The sequence below is a fragment of the Flagellimonas sp. B-3 genome, from assembly GCF_056857835.1.
In genome coordinates this window covers 56,293-75,140 of record NZ_JBSXNW010000023.1, presented here as the reverse complement: position 1 = coordinate 75,140, position 18,848 = coordinate 56,293, and the positions used below count along the sequence as shown (strand labels likewise).

Annotated in this window: 22 protein-coding genes; 11 read left to right on the top strand and 11 right to left on the bottom strand. The window is 42.5% G+C overall.

The features are described 5' to 3' along the window. The first annotated feature begins 45 nt into the window (after positions 1–45). The 5 genes from AC13CS_RS12105 to AC13CS_RS12085 all read left to right on the top strand — a co-directional run bounded on the left by AC13CS_RS12105 (position 46) and on the right by AC13CS_RS12085 (position 3,489). Positions 46–624 carry a collagen-like triple helix repeat-containing protein gene (locus AC13CS_RS12105; RefSeq protein ID WP_482888807.1) on the top strand — a complete coding sequence of 193 codons (579 nt, stop codon included), beginning with the start codon at positions 46–48 and terminating at the stop codon, positions 622–624. Between the two features lie 111 nt (positions 625–735). After that, positions 736–1,227: a peptide-methionine (R)-S-oxide reductase MsrB gene (msrB, locus tag AC13CS_RS12100; RefSeq protein WP_163625588.1), complete on the top strand. Its 492-nt coding sequence runs from the start codon at positions 736–738 to the stop codon at positions 1,225–1,227. Between the two features lie 16 nt (positions 1,228–1,243). Next, positions 1,244–1,648, top strand: coding sequence for a peptide-methionine (R)-S-oxide reductase MsrB (gene msrB / locus AC13CS_RS12095; protein WP_163625589.1), 405 nt, complete (start codon positions 1,244–1,246; stop codon positions 1,646–1,648). A 164-nt stretch (positions 1,649–1,812) separates the two neighbouring features. Further along, on the top strand, positions 1,813–3,204 hold the full coding sequence (gene lpdA / locus AC13CS_RS12090) for a dihydrolipoyl dehydrogenase (protein ID WP_293165015.1): 1,392 nt from the start codon (positions 1,813–1,815) through the stop codon (positions 3,202–3,204). A gap of 3 nt (positions 3,205–3,207) precedes the next feature. After that, on the top strand, positions 3,208–3,489 hold the full coding sequence (locus AC13CS_RS12085; RefSeq protein ID WP_176621399.1) for a DUF3817 domain-containing protein: 282 nt from the start codon (positions 3,208–3,210) through the stop codon (positions 3,487–3,489). Here the strand turns inward: AC13CS_RS12085 and aroQ are convergent. The 4 genes from aroQ to AC13CS_RS12065 form a co-directional block, all read right to left on the bottom strand. Beyond that, a complete protein-coding gene (gene aroQ, locus AC13CS_RS12080; protein ID WP_482888806.1) occupies positions 3,481–3,897 on the bottom strand; it encodes a type II 3-dehydroquinate dehydratase in 417 nt (138 codons plus the stop codon). The two genes, AC13CS_RS12085 and aroQ, sit on opposite strands and share 9 nt — an antisense overlap. 85 nt (positions 3,898–3,982) lie before the next feature. Then, a complete protein-coding gene (locus AC13CS_RS12075; RefSeq protein ID WP_482888805.1) occupies positions 3,983–4,495 on the bottom strand; it encodes an outer membrane beta-barrel protein in 513 nt (170 codons plus the stop codon). A gap of 104 nt (positions 4,496–4,599) precedes the next feature. Continuing rightward, on the bottom strand, positions 4,600–5,061 hold the full coding sequence (locus AC13CS_RS12070) for a hypothetical protein (protein ID WP_293165023.1): 462 nt from the start codon (positions 5,059–5,061) through the stop codon (positions 4,600–4,602). Positions 5,062–5,138: 77 nt separating this feature from the next. Next, positions 5,139–5,663: a hypothetical protein gene (locus tag AC13CS_RS12065; protein ID WP_293165025.1), complete on the bottom strand. Its 525-nt coding sequence runs from the start codon at positions 5,661–5,663 to the stop codon at positions 5,139–5,141. A 228-nt stretch (positions 5,664–5,891) separates the two neighbouring features. Between AC13CS_RS12065 and xerD the strand changes: the two genes are divergently transcribed. After that, positions 5,892–6,788: a site-specific tyrosine recombinase XerD gene (gene xerD / locus AC13CS_RS12060; RefSeq protein ID WP_482888804.1), complete on the top strand. Its 897-nt coding sequence runs from the start codon at positions 5,892–5,894 to the stop codon at positions 6,786–6,788. A gap of 6 nt (positions 6,789–6,794) precedes the next feature. Here xerD and AC13CS_RS12055 read toward each other — a convergent pair whose 3' ends face one another. Further along, complete coding sequence (locus AC13CS_RS12055; RefSeq protein ID WP_293165029.1) at positions 6,795–7,304, bottom strand: hypothetical protein; 510 nt, start codon at positions 7,302–7,304, stop codon at positions 6,795–6,797. A 95-nt stretch (positions 7,305–7,399) separates the two neighbouring features. Then, the gene (locus AC13CS_RS12050; protein ID WP_482888832.1) at positions 7,400–8,707 is read right to left on the bottom strand and encodes an NAD(P)/FAD-dependent oxidoreductase; all 1,308 of its coding nucleotides are present in this window, start codon (positions 8,705–8,707) and stop codon (positions 7,400–7,402) included. Between the two features lie 101 nt (positions 8,708–8,808). On the opposite strand from AC13CS_RS12050, the gene AC13CS_RS12045 reads away from it, so the two are divergent. The 3 genes from AC13CS_RS12045 (at position 8,809) to AC13CS_RS12035 (ending at position 11,451) form a co-directional block, all read left to right on the top strand. Beyond that, the gene (locus AC13CS_RS12045) at positions 8,809–10,236 is read left to right on the top strand and encodes an amidohydrolase (RefSeq protein ID WP_293165031.1); all 1,428 of its coding nucleotides are present in this window, start codon (positions 8,809–8,811) and stop codon (positions 10,234–10,236) included. 73 nt (positions 10,237–10,309) lie between these two features. Then, a complete protein-coding gene (locus AC13CS_RS12040; protein ID WP_163625598.1) occupies positions 10,310–10,804 on the top strand; it encodes an RNA polymerase sigma factor in 495 nt (164 codons plus the stop codon). Positions 10,805–10,806: 2 nt separating this feature from the next. Continuing rightward, positions 10,807–11,451 (top strand): hypothetical protein, encoded by a 645-nt coding sequence (locus tag AC13CS_RS12035; protein WP_293165034.1) that lies wholly within the window; start codon positions 10,807–10,809, stop codon positions 11,449–11,451. On the opposite strand, the gene AC13CS_RS12030 is transcribed toward AC13CS_RS12035, so the two are convergent. Next, positions 11,448–12,269: a lysophospholipid acyltransferase family protein gene (locus tag AC13CS_RS12030; RefSeq protein WP_293165036.1), complete on the bottom strand. Its 822-nt coding sequence runs from the start codon at positions 12,267–12,269 to the stop codon at positions 11,448–11,450. The two genes, AC13CS_RS12035 and AC13CS_RS12030, sit on opposite strands and share 4 nt — an antisense overlap. Positions 12,270–12,310: 41 nt before the next feature. Continuing rightward, positions 12,311–12,952 carry an NUDIX hydrolase gene (locus AC13CS_RS12025; RefSeq protein WP_293165038.1) on the bottom strand — a complete coding sequence of 214 codons (642 nt, stop codon included), beginning with the start codon at positions 12,950–12,952 and terminating at the stop codon, positions 12,311–12,313. A 4-nt stretch (positions 12,953–12,956) separates the two neighbouring features. Between AC13CS_RS12025 and AC13CS_RS12020 the strand changes: the two genes are divergently transcribed. Next, on the top strand, positions 12,957–13,670 hold the full coding sequence (locus AC13CS_RS12020; RefSeq protein ID WP_293165266.1) for a peptidylprolyl isomerase: 714 nt from the start codon (positions 12,957–12,959) through the stop codon (positions 13,668–13,670). A 54-nt stretch (positions 13,671–13,724) separates the two neighbouring features. After that, complete coding sequence (locus tag AC13CS_RS12015; RefSeq protein WP_482888803.1) at positions 13,725–14,444, top strand: dienelactone hydrolase family protein; 720 nt, start codon at positions 13,725–13,727, stop codon at positions 14,442–14,444. On the opposite strand, the gene AC13CS_RS12010 is transcribed toward AC13CS_RS12015, so the two are convergent. Genes AC13CS_RS12010 through AC13CS_RS12000 form a run of 3 tightly spaced genes read right to left on the bottom strand, consistent with a single transcriptional unit; the run spans position 14,412 to position 18,736 of the window. Beyond that, a complete protein-coding gene (locus tag AC13CS_RS12010; protein ID WP_293165041.1) occupies positions 14,412–14,912 on the bottom strand; it encodes a hypothetical protein in 501 nt (166 codons plus the stop codon). The genes AC13CS_RS12015 and AC13CS_RS12010 overlap by 33 nt on opposite strands. Before the next feature lie 9 nt (positions 14,913–14,921). After that, a complete protein-coding gene (locus AC13CS_RS12005) occupies positions 14,922–17,573 on the bottom strand; it encodes a carboxypeptidase-like regulatory domain-containing protein (protein ID WP_293165043.1) in 2,652 nt (883 codons plus the stop codon). A 17-nt stretch (positions 17,574–17,590) separates the two neighbouring features. Then, positions 17,591–18,736: a hypothetical protein gene (locus AC13CS_RS12000; protein ID WP_482888802.1), complete on the bottom strand. Its 1,146-nt coding sequence runs from the start codon at positions 18,734–18,736 to the stop codon at positions 17,591–17,593. Between the last annotated feature and the right edge of the window lie 112 nt (positions 18,737–18,848).

Genomic DNA, 18,848 nt, shown 5'->3' with positions numbered 1-18,848 from the left:
AATGCAGCAACAGATAAAATGAACACAAACTAAAAATCCAAAATCATGAATAAATTTAGTACAATTTTAGGTGTCGTAATCGTTTTTGTCCTCGCAGCATGCGAAGGTCCTCAAGGCCCACCCGGTTTTGATGGGCTTGATGGGTTAGATGGACAAGACGGCCTTGACGGTATCCAAGGGCAGGTTGTTGAAGTGGAGGGTGTAAACTTTGGCTACGATGGTGAGGCCAACCTTTTTAGCACCTTAATCACTTTTTCAGATGTAACCGATTTCGAAGTATTTGAATCTGATGCCGTTTTGGTATACAGACACGATGGTGTTATCGACCTTAGCGATGGTTCCACTGCCGATGCCTGGACACAACTGCCTCAAAATTATTTTTTGGAGGGAGGTACCATTCAATATGTATTTGCACACACTTTTGTGGACTTGGAAATCTTTATTGATGGAAATTTTGACCTATCAGGCATAAGCACAGATTTTACTGATAATCAATTGTTCAGGATCGTGTTTGTGCCCAGCGAGTTTGCCGAATCGGCCGATTTTGATGCTTCAAATATTGACAATGTCATGTCCAAGCTTAATATTGATGAAGAACAAATCATGAAATTGGACATTCACTAAATCCCATAAAAATAGTATCTTAAGTCTCATTGGTAATCAATGGGACTTTTTTATTGGCTTTTTTTGAAAGGATTCCTATCCAATTCCGTCCAAACACATAAAAAACGAATCATGGGAAAAAGATTGCTATTACTTCTTTTAGTCGTATTTGCCGGATGTAAAGGCACATCACAAGAAGAGAAAAAAGAAACTACCAAGGAAACAGCCTTCAAAGTAAATAAAACCGATGCCGAGTGGAGGGCGGAACTCACCGATATGGAGTATTACGTACTCCGAAAAGCTGCAACGGAAAACGCTTTTTCCAGCGAGCTTTTGGATAACAAGCAAAAAGGCACCTATGTTTGTGCAGGTTGCGGCACGCCCCTTTTCAAAAGTGAGCATAAGTTTAAATCCGGAACGGGATGGCCTAGTTTCGACCGAGAGATCAAGGGCAACGTAGCATACGATACCGACTATAAAATAGGGGTGCCGCGCACCGAGGAGCATTGCGCGGTCTGTGGCGGCCACTTGGGACATGTTTTTAACGACGGGCCCAGCAACACCACCGGAAAAAGGCATTGCATAAACGGGGCCGCTCTTGATTTTATTCCAGACAACAACTAAAAAAACTTAAACCTTTATGGACAAAAAATACGGCGTAAACAAAACCGAAGAGGAGTGGAAACAAGAGCTTTCCGCTGAGGAATATTATGTTTTACGGCAAAAAGGAACCGAACGCCCCTACACGGGCAAATTCGACCTCCATTTTGAAAATGGCGACTACCACTGCAAAGCATGCAATGCCAAACTATTTGAAAGCGAACACAAGTTTGAAAGTGGTTGCGGATGGCCTTCTTTTGACCAAGCCGTAGCCGGTGCCATTGAATACATTCGTGATACCAGTCATGGCATGGTTCGTACCGAAACGGTCTGCGCCAATTGCGGGAGTCATTTGGGACATGTTTTTAATGATGGTCCCAAAGAAACTACAGGACAACGCTATTGCATCAACTCGGTGAGCATTGATTTTGATCCTGAGGAATAAATTGGGTTCCCAACATAACTTTCGCCCTAAGCGCAAGTTTTTGGCCGTTTCACAAACTAATCCATATTTGCCTTTTTTCAACTTGGGAAATGGGGATGGTTTTCCGTACTTTTGCACCTGCCGAGACGGCATATTTCTAATCTAACAACTAAAATCAAAATCTAATGAGCAAGTTCGATATAATTGTTTTGGGAAGTGGTCCAGGTGGATATGTTACTGCCATCAGGGCGTCGCAATTAGGTTTCAAAACAGCCATTATAGAAAAAGAAAGTTTGGGAGGCGTATGCCTTAATTGGGGGTGTATCCCGACCAAGGCCCTTCTAAAATCCGCTCAGGTTTTTGAATATCTAAAACATGCCGAAGACTACGGTTTGAACGCCAAGGATGTTGCACATGATTTTGATGCCGTTGTAAAAAGAAGCCGTGGGGTTGCCGATGGAATGAGTAAAGGTGTTCAATTCTTGATGAAGAAGAACAAGATTGAGGTCATTAATGGGTTTGGAAAGGTAAAACCTGGCAAAAAAGTTGAAGTAAAGGCCGAAAACGGTGACACCACCGAGTATTCAGCCGACAATATTATAATAGCCACCGGAGCGCGCAGTCGTGAGCTGCCAAGTCTTCCACAGGATGGTGAAAAGGTAATCGGTTACCGCGAGGCCATGTCCTTGAAAAAACAACCCAAGAAAATGATCGTGGTGGGCAGTGGCGCCATTGGTATGGAGTTCGCCTATTTCTATCACTCCATGGGCACAGAAGTTACCGTTGTGGAGTATATGCCGAACGTTGTTCCTGTTGAGGACGAAGATATTTCCAAGCAATTGGAGCGCAGCTTCAAAAAATCAGGCGTAAAAATCAAAACTTCTGCAGAGGTCACTAAAGTTGACACCTCTGGCGATGGCGTAAAAGCCACCGTAAAAACCAAAAAAGGGGAAGAGGTTCTTGAGGCTGACATCGTACTGTCTGCCGTCGGAATTAAAACCAACATTGAAAACATAGGTTTGGAAGATGTTGGGATTGCCACGGACAGAGATAAAATATTGGTGAACGATTACTACCAGACCAACATTCCCGGCTACTACGCCATTGGTGACATAACACCTGGACAGGCCTTGGCACATGTTGCCTCCGCAGAAGGAATCATATGTGTGGAGAAATTAGCAGGAATGCATGTGGAAGCTTTGGATTACGGAAACATCCCTGGATGTACGTACTGTATCCCCGAAATAGCCTCTGTTGGTTTGACAGAGAAGCAAGCCAAAGAAAAAGGATACGACCTTAAAATCGGGAAATTTCCTTTCTCCGCCAGTGGTAAAGCAAAAGCTGCAGGGACCCCGGATGGTTTTGTAAAGGTTATTTTTGATGCCAAATACGGTGAGTGGCTAGGTTGCCACATGATTGGGGTTGGTGTAACCGATATGATCGCCGAAGCCGTAGTTGCCCGAAAATTGGAGACCACAGGCCACGAAGTATTAAAAGCTGTTCACCCACACCCAACTATGAGCGAAGCGGTAATGGAAGCCGTTGCCGATGCTTATGATGAAGTAATCCACCTATAGACTATGCTGAAGATTTTTAGGGCCACTGCTATTTTAGAAGGTATTTCCTATCTACTCCTTTTCGGAATGACCATGCCGTTAAAGCATTGGGCAGATATTCCTGAACCGAACCAAGTTGTTGGTATGGCACATGGAATATTGTTTATTCTATATGTAGTGGTGGCCATAGTTTTTTGTTGGGAACGAAAATGGAAACTAAAAAGGTTTATTATACTCTTTGTTGCATCCTTGCTCCCATTCGGTACCTTTTATGCCGATAAAAAATACTTGAAAGATTTAGCCTAGAAAACTCTGGATGGCCAAATCGTAGCTTTGGAGCCCAAATCCAAGGATAACACCTTTGGCCCCAGGTGATATGTAAGACACATGACGGTATTCCTCACGCTGGTGCGTATTGGAAATGTGCACCTCGATTACCGGAGTTTCCACCGCCTTAACTGCATCGCCAATGCCTACAGAAGTATGCGTATAGGCAGCAGCATTTAGAACAATACCGTCGTAATCAAAACCTACTTCCTGTATTTTGCCGATCAGCTCCCCCTCTATATTGGATTGATAGTATTCCAATGCTACATCGGGAAACTTTTCCTGTAATTGTTTAAAGTAATCTTCAAAAGTAGTTTTCCCGTATACTTCGGGCTCTCTTTTCCCAAGTAAATTGAGGTTGGGTCCGTTGATGATCATTAGTTTCATAGCTGTAAAAATATGGTATTTTTTCAAGCACAAAAAAAGCGAAAGGGAAGCCCTCTCGCTTTTTTATACTTTTGGTGGCAGATGATTAGTTGAACCTGTATCCAGCACCGACTGTAAGGGTATTGATATCCACAACATCCCCAAAATCACCTCCCCTGCTTATTTGAAGGCCGTATCTGGCTTCAACAAACCAATTGTCATCAATTTGATAACCACCTCCAAAAGCTACGTCAATTCCAAGCTCACCGTCTGGAATGTCTTCCAACAAATAATTGATTTGTGGACCTGCTTGGATGTTAAACTTGTCGGCAACTTTATATTTGAACATTACGGGAACATATAAAGAAGTCAAATCATTCACAAAACTCAAAAGCAAAGAAGGTTCAATGTCGAATTCTTCAGAGAGGTAGAAGTTATATCCACCTCCGAGATAAAAGCCCAATTCACTGTCACTTACATCCCCGAAAAACTCATCGCCCGAGTCAAAACTCATGGATACATTGTTGAATCCTGCTTTGGCTGCAAAACCTTCCTGTCCAAAGGTGTTTACCATAGCAAATCCGACAAAAAGAACTGTCAATACAAATACTTTTTTCATAATTAAAGGTTTAATTTTAGTTAAGGTTACAAATATAGCAATGTCATTTTTTTAGCTTAAAAAAATAAAATGTTTATTTAATTAGGTGTTTTTTTAAGAAATCATCATTCTATGGCGAATTGAAGCCCAAATCCAAAAGCTGCCACTTCATTTTCACCTACATCACTGAGTACCACCGATGGACGCCAATCAAAATTAAGCACAAAGGGAACTCCATCTATCTTAAAGTCGAGTCCTAAATGAGGTCGCAGCGCAAAAATGTTGTCCGAGTTTTTAATAAAAATAATACTCGGTCCCACACCAGCATACCAGCGTAAGCCAGGTGCCCTAAAAAATCCTTTGTGGAAGGAATACAGAAAAGTGGTAATCGTCGCGTTATCCTCAAAGCCCAAATCCGCTTGACCTACATGATTATCGGAAAAAAAATATTTACCGGTAGCTCCAAAAAAGGTAGCTTCATCATAAAGGTCAATGCCCAACCCCAAGGCAGCCCTGTAATTTGTTTGGGCCTTAACGGCCAGGTTACCAAGCATAAACAAAGCAACAACTAAAAGTAATTTTTTCATTTGTTAAGTGTAATTAATGGTTAATATTCATAGTTTAAACTGCAAGATTTGGGGTTAAAAACAGTTGCTTTTTCTTTTTAAAACAAAAATAAAATTCCCAATGTCGCCATCGAGAAATCGTAATCATCACTTATTTTTACATAAGAAATGTTTATTTCGGTGGTGCTATTGAGGTTGGCACCAATAATGGGCCTTAAATAAAGCCCTCCTGTATTACCATCATTTATTCCAACGGCATATCCTACATCGGCACCGATCTTAAAATCGTAGGTGGGGTATATTCTAAAAGCACCCGCTACAGGAAGATATTGGATATTGGGAAAGTCACCCTCCACTACCACAGGACCAAAATCTGCTGTATCGTTATTGATAAAGGCATTCATAAATCCTGTGGAGATACCTGCATCAATGAGTTCCGAAACTCCCCAATGATATCCTAAATCCAGACCAAGTTCAAAATTTGAAAAATCGGAAATATCTCCAAATGGAATCCCTAAATGAACCCCTGCTTTAAAATTTGTCCGATCCACTCGCTGCGCCATGGACGAAAAACTTACGGCAACCAAGGCTATGATCGCCATTACAAATGTCTTTTTCTTCATTGTTAAAATTTTATTAACAACAGAACGTCATCATCGGTAAAAAAGTGTCTTTTGATATAATTTTCCTACAAAATGAGCATTTTCAATTATTTATCCATTCAATTTCTATTCGGAAAGTATTGAAAATTGTGGTTTTTTAATCACCCCAATTGACCAAAGGGTAATTTGAATTGACCAATGCATACTTCTAATTAATCGTGAAAATGGAATGTCACTATATTTGGTGGTATGAACTGGCAGCAAGCACTAAAAGATTACCAAAATTATTTGAAGATAGAGCGAGGTCTTTCCCAAAACTCTATTTCAAATTATGCAATGGATGTTCAAAAACTCGTACATTTTCTTGAGGATAATTCAATTGATGAAAAACCAGTGTTGATTCCTCGAGAAACGGTCCAACAGTTTATTTATGATATTGCCAAAATAGTGAGCCCTAGAACGCAAGCACGTATTATTTCGGGTTTAAAAGGGTTTTTCACCTATTTGGTTTTTGAGGATTACAGGGAGGATAATCCCATGGATCTTATCGAAACCCCAAAAATTGGAAGAAAGTTGCCCGACACCCTTTCCGAGCAGGAAATAAACAATTTGATTGCCGCCATCGACCTATCCAAACCCGAAGGGGAACGCAACAGGGCCATTCTGGAAACCTTATATGGTTGTGGTCTTCGGGTATCGGAACTCATCAATCTAAAACTATCCGACCTGTATTTTGATGAGGATTTTATAAAGGTAACGGGGAAGGGGAACAAACAACGCTTTGTTCCGATCAGTGATGTGAACCAAAAATACATCAACATATATTGGAAAGAGGTTCGGGTGCATTTGCCCATAAAAAAAGAACACGAGGATTTTGTTTTTTTAAACCGTAGGGGCAACCAATTGACCCGGGCCATGATTTTCACCATTGTTAAAAGACTTGCAGAAAAAATTGGGTTGGACAAAAATATCAGCCCCCATACCTTTCGGCATTCCTTTGCTACCCATCTTTTGGAAAATGGTGCCGACCTTAGGGCCATACAACAAATGTTGGGGCATGAGAGCATTACCACTACCGAGGTGTACATGCATGTGAACCGTACACATTTGACGCAGGTTCTCAAAAATTTTCATCCGAGAAGATAAAAAATCTCAAAATTTTATTCGGGTTCCCATCTCAAGTCGTGTGCCCACTCCTTCCAGCCCCATACTATAAAAATTGGATGCTTTGATCGGGCGGACGAGCTTTACATCCAAAAGCATATTTTCACGAACTTGATGTTCCATACCAAGAAAAATTTCATGGCGCGGGTCGGGATTTGGATATCCCCTGCCACTATTGTATAAATCCCATTCTTTTTGATATCCTCCCAACATGTAAAGCTTTTTTCCGATCCTTTGGTTTAGCTGTGTACCTAAACTGAACCTGTCTGCGTGGTAGCGTCGGTAATGTTCGCCAATAACTTGAATTTCTGTACCCTCCAAAGCTTCAAAATTGATACTGAACCAGGCAAAATGTGATAATTCATCAAATTTTGGATAATTAAAACCCTCAATATAGATTGGAGACTCCGCGGTTTTGGAAATAACAGTACTATTTTGAGCGTGAATCGTCAGACTGAACAACATGGCTAAGATGAGAAAAAAGGCTAATCTGTTCATGGTAAGTGTTTTACTACAATTTACCAAAGCTTGAACAACCCACCATAACCATTAGCTAAATTTTAACCTTGATGTTTGGAATTCAGCAAACTACATCAGTCCTGCATCAGGGTATTCTTTTCTACTTTGTTCTGTTTTTTAAAAGGTCGGATAATCAAACGTGCCTCACGGTCAAATCGAATATAATTGTACACCCAATTGATAAAGACCACTACCCTATTTCTAAAACCGATCAGAAAATATAGATGCACAAACATCCAAACAAACCAAGCAAATACGCCTTGAAACCGGAATTTTGGCAAATCCACCACCGCTTTGTTCCTTCCTACGGTTGCCATGCTGCCCTTATCTTTATAAACAAAAGGTTTCATCGGTTTGTTCTCTATCAATCGAACCAGGTTGTCCCCAAGGTTCCTCCCTTGTTGTATGGCAGGTTGGGCCATCATAGGGTGTCCATAAGGAAATTCCTCCGTTTCCATTTGCGCCACGTCACCAATGGCAAAAACATCTTCCAGTCCCACAATTTGATGAAACTCGTTTACTTTTAAACGTTTGTCCCTGCTAAGAAGTTCCTCAACATCCAAACCTTTTAGTCCCACTGCTTTGACTCCCGCGGCCCACACCAAGGTTTCTGCCTCAAAAATTGTTTTGGTGCTTGTGGTTACTTTTTTGCCATCGTAATCGGTTACACGGATGTTTTTCCAAACATTTACCCCGAGCTCTTCCAAAAACTTTTCCGCTTTCTCCGATGCTTTTTCACTCATTGCCGGCAAAATCCTATCGCCGCCTTGCACCAAGTTTATTTGTGCCCTACGGGTATCCAGATCGGGGTAATCCTTCGGCAAAATGCCTTTTTTGATCTCTGCCAAAGCCCCTGCCAGTTCAACCCCTGTGGGCCCACCGCCCACTATAACGAAGTTCATCAAGGCATCACGCTCATGGAGGTCATCCGTTAAAAGTGCCTGCTCAAAATTTTCCAGGATCAAGCTTCGTAAATTCAGGGATTGCGGAATGGTTTTCATGGCCATACCCTTGGCCTTAATGTTCTTATTCCCAAAAAAGTTGGTTTCCGAACCCGTTGCTACCACCAGGTAATCATAAAAAATCTCCCCGATATTGGTCTTGATTCGTTTGGTATGCGTTTTAACTTCCTTCACCTGTGCCAATCTAAAAAAGAAATTGGGATAGCCCTGCAACACCTTTCTGATGGGGTATGCAATGGAATCCGGTTCCAGCCCACCTGTGGACACTTGATACAGCAAGGGTTGAAAGTTGTGGTAATTGTGTTTATCCAACAGAACCACTTGGGCTTCTTTTTTACTTAATTTTTTGGCTAATGCAATGCCTCCAAAACCGCCGCCTATAATTACGACTCTTGGATAACTGGATTGAGGAATGTTCATGCTCGACATACCGACAAATTTAAGTATTACCTGTTTGAGCGGGTCATCTCAGGCTTGGTTTTTTTGTATCTTTAGCATCTAACTCAAAAAAACTTCAACCCATGAAAAAAATTCTCCCGCTAGGTGCGCTGCTATTGTTGTGCACCATGGGTATTCATGCCCAAAAAAAGAAAAACGATGTAATCAAGGCTTTAGATTCAAAATCTGAAAAATACACTGAAATTGCCCATGAAATATGGGACTTGGCTGAAATGGGATATTTGGAAGAGCAAAGTTCCGCCCTTTTACAAAAAACCCTTTCCGATGCCGGGTTCTCCATCGAAACAGGGATTGCTGGTATCCCAACGGCTTTTAAAGCCGAATATGGATCTGGGTATCCTGTAATTGGTATTTTGGGGGAATACGATGCCTTGCCCGGCCTTTCTCAAGAGGCTGTTCCAGAGAAAAAATCCGCTGGTGGGGCTGCCGGTCATGCCTGTGGGCACCACTTGTTTGGAACGGCATCCACCGCTGCGGCGATTTCGGTAAAGGACTGGATGGATGCCAACGACATTAAAGGAACCATTCGCTTTTACGGATGCCCGGCAGAAGAAGGTGGTTCCGGTAAAGTTTATATGGTTCGCGAAGGCGTGTTCGATGATGTGGACGTAGCCCTGCATTGGCACCCAAGTTCGGCAAATGCCGCCAGTGCCGGTGCCGCATTGGCCAACAAATCCGCCAAATTCAGGTTCCATGGGGTTTCTGCACATGCCGCAGCCGCACCACAAATGGGACGTTCGGCATTGGATGGCGTAGAGGCCATGAATGCCATGGTAAACATGATGCGCGAGCATATCCCCGAAGATGCACGAATCCACTACGTAATCACCGATGGAGGTAAAGCGCCAAATGTTGTTCCCGACTTTGCCGAAGTTTATTATTATGCAAGACACAACACCAGGGATGTGGTCGTGGATATTTTTGATAGGATCGTAAAAGCAGCGGAAGGAGCTGCGATGGGAACAGGAACTACCATGGAATATGAAATGATCGGGGGAACCCACGAACTCCTGCCCAACCTGACCGTGCAAAAAATAATGTACGACAACTTGGTGAAAGTAGGTGGGGTTACTTACAATGATGAGGAAAAGGCCTTTGCCGAAAAAATATCCAAAACTTTGGGCAAAAATGCACCGGACATTTCCACTGCCGAAAAAATCCAACCTTACAAAGAAACGGCCAATGCATTTGGTTCCACCGATGTGGGAGACGTTAGTTTTACCGTACCAACAGCTGGGCTGGGAACGGCGACATGGGTACCCGGAACACCTGCACACAGTTGGCAAGCCGTAGCTGCCGGAGGTATGAGCATTGGCTCCAAAGGAATGATGGTAGCCGCCAAAACCATAGCCCTTACCGCAATGGATATTTTTGAAAACCCAAAAACAATAGAGGCCGCCAAAAAGGAATTGGAGGAAAGAAGGGGAAAAGACTTCAAATATATTCCCATGTTGGGCAACAGACCTCCTGCATTGGACTATCGTAAATAGATTTTTCATCAAACACTGTAACAAATGTTGCTTTCTGCATACTTATAATTAAAGCAACTTTACCAACCGTTTAGTGAACAAAGAACTGGAACATCGTTTTGTGACGGAACTTGAGGACAATCAAAATATTGTCCATAAGGTATGTAGTCTCTATACCAACGACAAAGACTCCCATAACGACCTGTTCCAAGAAATCACTATTCAATTGTGGAAAGCATATCCAAAGTTTCGGGGAGATGCCAAGTTTAGTACATGGATGTACCGTGTGGCGTTGAATACGGCCATTACCTTGTACCGAAAATCAAAAAAAAGGGTAAAGACCCAAGATTTTGAGTCGGTCCTCCATAAGATCAAGGCCACGGATTATGACGATACGGAAGAACGGCAGTTAAAACTGATGTACGACGCCATAAAACAGCTTGGTGATATTGACAAGGCCTTGGTATTCCTCTATCTGGAAGACAAGGATTACACGGAGATAGCCGAAACTTTGGGTATTACAGAAGTAAATGCGAGAGTGAAGATGAGCAGGGTAAAAAATAAATTAAGAACCATATTAAATCCTTGATTATGCTGGATGAACTGGAGCTCTTGAAAAAAGATTGGCAGAAGCGGGAAGCAGACCTTCCCAAGCTGTCCTATGAGCAAATCTATCCGATGACCAAGAAAAAGTCATCATCCATAGTTAAATGGATTTTTTATATCAGCATCATAGAGTTTGTGTTCTGGGCGGGTATCAATATTATTTTTAGCGGTCCAGAAACCATGCAGGAGCTAAAGGACATGCATATCTATAAGGTCGTTATGGCCCTGAACATCATCAACTACGCCATAATCCTTTACTTTATCTATAAGTTTTACATTAATTACAAAAAAATATCATTCACGGATTCCTCCAAGAATTTGATGCGGACCATATTAAAGGTAAAACGAACCGTAACACAATATGTCTGGTTCAATCTTATCATCTTCACCACCTATTTGATCATAAACATGTACGGGGCACTCCTTTATGGTTCCGAGGGACAGAAAATTGTTGAAGCTGCATCCAAAGACGGGGACAGCATAACATTTTGGGCCATGGTGATCGGGATATCCGTGGTATTTATAGCCGCTATCCTATTTTTAATATGGCTGTTCTACAAATTACTTTACGGTATCTTACTAAAAAGACTTAGAAAAAACTATAACGACCTTAAAAGGTTAGAGGTCTAATCGTCCAACTTGCCCTTATAACTGTAGCGTCTTTTTTGGTTTTCCTCCTCGTAGGCAAGAAGCTCCTTTTGAGGAATTACTTTTAGGAAAGATGGATGCTGCTCAATGGCGTACTCCAATTTTTCCAATATGGCATCAATCGACTCGTTGTCGTAATCAATATCCAATGGCTCTTTAATTTGCATGGATTGAAGTATCCCTTTCTTCTTGACACGAAGCCCTTTCTTGTCAAACGAACGTCGGAACCCATCAATAACCACGGGAACCACAACGGGTTTATACTTTTTGATGATGTGAGCGGTACCTTTTCGCAATGGTTTCCAAGGTGTTGTTGTGCCTTGAGGAAAGGTTATTACCCATCCATCATCCAAAGCTTTTCCAATATTGGAAATATCACTGAACTTCACCTGTCGGTTCACATTTTGACCATCGGCCCTCCAAGTTCTCTCAATGCTTATGGAACCTGCATAGGCCAAAATTTTGGTCAATAGACTCTTTTTCATGGTCTCCTTGGCCGCTACGTAGTAAATATTCAATTTGGGGTTCCAGAGATAGCCCAAATTTTTAATATTGTCTTCCCTCCCGCTCAAACTGGCATTAAAAACATGGAACATGGCCACCACATCGGCAAAATAGGTCTGGTGGTTGCTTACAAAGAGCACATTGTTTTCGGGCAAATCACGGATAATCTGCGACCCTTCGATCTCGAGAGTATTAAATCCTTTGTAACGCTGGTGTGTCATCATACCGGCGATACGGATCAGCCATCGTTTTAAAAATAAAATATGACCAAAAGGATTTTTTTTGAACAGACCCATGTAAAGTGTTGATTGTTGGCAGCAAATTTACAAAATAGCAGCTAAAGCACTTGGCGTAAAAGTGCCTTGATTTCGCTCAACATCATGGCCGTAGCTCCCCAAACCGTGTAACCGTTTAATTTAAAGGCGGGTACATGTATGTTTTTTGCGTAAGAAGTGCTCAAAATTTCCTCAATATGGTTAGAGTCGTCCAAGAAATCCCTCAGATACACCTCGACTAGGCTTTCCACTTCGCTTTCTTCCTTAACAAATGGTCCCGGATTCGGATAGATTCCGATGTAAGGCCTTACCAAAAAATTACTGGGCGGAATATACACTTCACTGAGTTCTTTGATTACTTCGACCTTAGTAGGGGGTACGCCAACTTCCTCATAGGTTTCCCTTAAGGCAGTTTGCATCAGGTCTTTATCTTCCTTCTCCACCTTCCCGCCTGGAAATCCGATTTGGTTGGAATGCACGCCTTGGTAAACTTTACGAAGTATCAAAAGTAAACGGGTCTCTTGTTCCAAATCCGGATAAAACAGAGCCATTACCCCGGCTCTTCTAGGGTTGGCATCCTGCACCCGGTTGTCCTTCAACCATTGGATACGTAGCTCTGGTGACATTTTATTGTGCGAATCCTCTCCAGGAAGTGGTAGATTTTTTAATTTTAAAGCTAGTTCACAAAATTCATTAAAATCCATGCTATTGAGACAATCGGCTTTAATTACAAGTATATTATTTTTTTTATTCGTTTCCTGTGGAGAATCCCCTAAAAAGGACAAGGACAAAGTTCAGGAAAATATTACAAATACCGATACCGTCCCAAAAGTAACAGTGGATTCCACGAAAATCGAGGAAGAAGAAGAACCTTTCAAACTCACAGAGGAAAATGCAATTGACTTCTTTTTCGATTACGAAAAAAACTTAAAAAAAGACAAAGTAAAGATTACCACTACCATGGGCAGTTTTACCGTACAGTTGTATGATGATGTACCCTATCACAAAGCCAATTTTATTTATTTGGCCAGGCAAAAGTATTTTGACAGTACCCAGTTCCACAGGGTTGTGAAGGATTTTATTATACAAGGAGGCAACTCCGATGATAGAAAAACAGCGAGCAAGCGTGGTGATATAGGACGATATCTCCTTCCACCTGACGCCAATAAAGGCCACAAGCACCACCGAGGAACCATTTCCATGCCCAGTAGCGAAAGGGACAATCCACACAAATTAGCTTCTCCCTACGAATTCTTCATTGTGGTAACCAATCCAGGATCTTACCATCTTGATGGATCCTACACGCCCTTCGGACGTGTAGTGGAAGGAATGGATGTGGTGGATGCCATAAACAATGTTCCTGTAGGTGACGGTGATTGGCCATGGCAAAATGTTTATATCCTCAAAGCAGAAGTATTGTAAAGGAATCAAAAAATAGTATAATTTAATTGCCCTCAACCCGTAACTAAACTCAGCATGATACAGACTAACAATTTTACTTATGCAGCTAGTGGGCAATCTTACCAAGGAGTGGTTGCCTACGATGATAGCATTAAGGGCAAACGCCCTGTGGTTTTGGTCTCCCACACATGGGTAGGCCAATCAGACTTTGAAGCGGACAAAGCCGTAGAACTGGCCAAGCAAGGCTATTTGGCCTTCGCCATAGATGTGTACGGAAAAGGCAAAAGAGCCAAGGATGCCGCAGAAGCCGAAACATTAATGAACGAAATGTTGAACGACCGCCAAGAATTGTTAAATCGGATACTTTTGGCACTCGACAAAATAAAAGAACATGATTTGGCCAAGGCCGAAAAGGTCGGAATTATAGGATTTTGCTTTGGTGGAAAATGCGCCTTGGATTTGGCCCGTTCCGGCATAGATATCAAAGGAGCGGTCTGTTTCCACGGAATCTTTGACCCGCCTGGCCTGGATCACGAAGGGGACATCAAGGCAAAAATATTGGTGCTTCACGGTTGGGAGGACCCGCTGGCATTTCCAAAAGATATTGTTTCCTTGGGTTACGAACTCACCGAACGCAATGCGGTTTGGGAAATGGATGTTTTTGGCCATACGGGGCATGCTTTCACCAACCCAAATGCCAATGCACCTGACGATGGCATGATGTACAACCCTTTGGCCAGTGATCGGTCTTGGCAGCGTATGTCACACTTTTTTGAAGAGGTTTTTGCCGATTAATATACCGTTCGACAAACTGTATTTTTGCTTTCTTATTGGCTCTCCGGACTTTTCGGAAACCCTTTTTCTTTCGTAAATGGAAACAAGGGCCGCTATAATTATGAGGTTTTTCATAATGTATTGCCCAACAAGGGTCAAGGATAATGGCTCGTCTCCAAAAACATCGCCCGGAAAAAAGAATAGCGGTGTAAAGGTGCATACCATGTGGACCAAAGTCATTATTACAGCTTGTCTTCTAAAAAAACCGAACACAAATAAAAAGCCCAATCCTACTTCCCAAAAGGCAAGTAGGATTATGGAAATCTCATCAGGTACCAATCCAAAAGTGAGTTGATGAATGGTGCTTTTTGCCAAATCTTCGGCTGGACTAAGGTTTGGGACAAATTTTAATGTACCAAACCAAAAATATACCAAGCCGATAGTGATGGCGATAAAACGATTTTTTCTGGTTGGATTTAAATGGTTCATACCTCTATTCTAAATTTTCATGTTGATTCCAAATATGATCTGACGAAATCCACCGCCAAAAACTCCTGAAGTAGCTCTGTTCAACCGTGAAGCTCTGTAAACAGTATTGGTAATATTCTTTCCGTTGACAAAAATGGTCGCATCGATTTTCTTGCCGATGGTCAGGTCATAGTTCACAAAGGCATCAATGGTGGTATATGATGGCAATTGGCCAATAGCCCCATCTGCGGATTCGTTCACAAAGTTGTGAAACTCGGTGTATTGTTTGCCCACGTGGTGCACATTGAATCCGCTCGATAATCGGTCCCAATCATAATTAAGACCAAAGCTCGTATTAATATGTGGCGTATAAGGTGCCTCCGAATCGTAAAGTCCTTCATTACCAAAGGTAATGACACTCCTTGTAATGTTGGAAAATTGTGAAGCATCCACGGTTTGGTCGCTCAATAAGACTTCTTCGCTCCCATTGTCCACATAAATCTCATACGCATTCCTGTTTGCGTTTACCTTATCCACATACTCGTCTTGGGTAGCTGCACTATGAATAACCTGTGAAAAGAGATCTCTATCCTCCAATTTGCCGGCCTTTACCTTGGAATCCATATAGGTTACATTGCCCAAAAAGTGTAATTGATGCCCATTTATGTTCAAAAGTTCTACATTGACGGCCATTTCGACTCCTTGCACATTGATTTCCCCCAATTCGGTAAACACTTCATTTCGACCACCGGCATAAAAATTTCTGCTCGCATTATGGAAATAGGTCAGCTGTCCTTGGACACCATTGTCCAGCAGGCTGCCTCTCCAACCAATTTCTTTGTTCCAGCTGAGTTCCGGTTCTATATTGATGCTCTGTCCCTCCAATGGGTTGGTAACAACACCATCTTGCTCCACCAAAAATCCGAATACCTTGGAAGGGGCTATCATCCCTTGGTACACACTTCCATAAAACTCACCTTCGCCGTAATCGTGGTTTACTGTAATTCCAGGTAAAAATTGATCGTACACATTAGGCTCCCTACCTTCCGTGGTACTTTCCAAATCAGGGTTTTGTGACAAAGCCAAAAGGTCTTGCCTAAACATATCCACATGCTCGAAGCGAAGAATGGGCGTGACCCCCCATTTTCCAAAATGGAACTCATTGCGGACATATCCATTGGCCGACCACAAGCGATACCACAAATCCTTGGTCGCTGTTCCATATCTGGCCCATCTGGAATTGTCCGCCTCCAAGAAGACATCCTTGAAGGTTTCACGATGTAGGTTGATGCTTCCTTCGAACGCACTCGGGGCCCCAAAGGCGTCCCAATCCACATTTACGGTTTCCTTGATTCCGGAAACACGGTAAATCCATCGACTGTCCGTAGTGCTTTCCTCTCCGTTTTCCACACGACCGACGATAACGTAGTCCTCGTCATCAAATGTTCTTCCCGCTAAGTATCCATATCTCTCGTTAAAAATTTCAGCCCCTACATAATCCTGAACTTCAGATGCCCGAACCTTGGCGGTAACCTGTCTCCACCAATCCCGTTCAAAATCCGATGCATACATTTTTGTGGTAAAGCTCAAATTATCCTTTGGAAGCCATTTATGGATAATGTCAACACCATAACGCCTCATAACAAATTGGTCAGCATCCAATGGATTTTGGGTCGGGTCCGTTTCAAAAGTAAAAGGGGTCTGAGAGCTCAAAGAGGCTTGATTGTCCTCAAATTGCCCACTGACTTTGAAATAAAGTGATTGATTTTTGGACAGTTTGGCAAAAATCTTGGCATTTAGGTTCAAGATCTCGACAGATGAATTATCGGTAAACCCGTCAAACTTCTTATAAACACCTTCGACCAATCCGCCAATATCGTTCCAAGTACCTCCATAAGAAAATAGCCCTGAAGTATAGTTGCGCTGACCACCTGTCAATTTTAATCGCAGGGTCGGTTTTTGTGGTGGCAGGGCCGTAATATAGTTGACAGCACCGTACATATTATTGGGGCCATACCGTAGTAAATCCGCTCCCTTGTACACCTCAATGGAAGTAATTCGATCGCTCACGGGATTGTAATAGGCTCCAGGGGCAATATAAGGTGCTGGAGCGGACGGGGTACCGTCTTCCATCAACAATACCTTTTTGGAACGCCTGCCCCAAGAACCTCGAATACTTATGTTCGGTCGGTTGGACAAACCCATGTCCCCGACTATGTTGACTCCCGGAATGGTCCGCAGTACCTCTTCGGTACTCATCGGATTGATGTTCTTCAATGAAACGGGATTGATCCTAAAATTGCTCCCTTTGAACTCACTTTTAAAATTCTTGGGGGAAGCACTTACAATTACTTCGTTTAATGTGGTATTGGATCTTTTCAATGCTATGGTTCCCAAATCATGATTATGAGGTATCGGTGCTTCCCATTCCTCATAACCCAAATACTTTATGGCAACTGATCTATCATCGGAACCTGCTTGGACCTCAAAATTCCCAAAATCATCGGTCATGGTTCCTTTATTGCTAGGTTTCAGAATAATTTGGGCACCGATCAAGGGTTGTCCATCAGTGGCATCTATCACTTTTCCCTTTAAATTCTCTTGACCTTGGGCGTGAAAACCAAAGGATAAAATACATATAAAAAAAAGAGTTTGAATTTGGGAAACTACAATTTTGTCCATTGATATTTTTCAACCCTTTAATTATTGAATTCGTTCATGAGTTCCGGATCAACCCTTACCTTACTGCGTGCAAATCGGTACGAGACCCCTACATTGATCAAATAATCTGCAAAAGCGGCATCTCCCTGTCTGGGCTCTCCTGTCATCTGTTGTGTTTCCAAATCGGTCACACTTTGCGGACGCTCCCTTCTCACTGCGAACGGCACATTCAGGTTCAAGGAGAAATTATCTTTCATAAAAGCAATTCCAGGGTCAATGGAGAGTACGTTCCCTGGTCTTCTGAAACCTTCGTTACCACCAATAAGGTCCTTTACAGGCACACCTTCGTATCGTGCTCCCAATGAAGCTGAAATGGTATTGCTCAAACTATGGCTTACTCCAGCGCGGAGTGAAAACTGGTCTGGAACGGCCATAATGGCCTCATTTTCCAAAATTGGGCTCAAAGTTTCCCTAAATGTCCGTGTACCGTTGGTCTCCCTCGGATTGATCAAGTAAAAACCACCTCCGTAGGCAAAAAACCGTTCGGCAATTTTTTGGTAGAACTGAAAATCCAGGGTTATTCCAAATCCGCCATCCCCGGGCTGAATACTTTGATCCACGGGTCTCACCTGTGGCCCACCTTCGGGTCCAACATTGTAAAAAATATCGGACGCATTGTAGCTTCCCGTTGGTAGCTTAAGCCCTAAACCCAATGCTAAATTTCCGTTTTGGTGTTTTTCAAGATCGAAAAGCCAATAGCCAACACCTGCCCGAATATCGGCCAAGCCACGGGAAAAAGTGGTGTTACGCTCATCGCGTCCGTGTTCGTACAACGAGGAACGCGTATTTATAACGGTGGGGATGGTAATACTGGCATACCATCTGTTGGATATTCCATAGGTCAAGAAGAAATCCCAAGAATGGGAATGGTTGATAACTTCGGTCTCATTGGAAACCCTGTCCGGTTCCTCTTCGGTTCCCCTAAAATGACGGAAGGATTTGAAATATCTGTAATTGCTTCCAATTTGAATGTCTCCCGGACCCAATAAATTATTCTCCAAAGTATTCCCTACACAAGAGGAAAAATGTCGTATGGCAACACACCCTTGTGCGCTAGCCTGATTGATTCCAAGAAATGAAATCAGCCCTAAAAATGTAATGATCAATGATCGTGATGTTCTCATACCTGTACTACTGATTGGTTGTTTATGTTACTTGGGTGCCAATGTAGCGGTATACACAAGGGATTACGACTAATGAAAAAGTAAAATTGATTAACAAGGAGTTAATGGTACT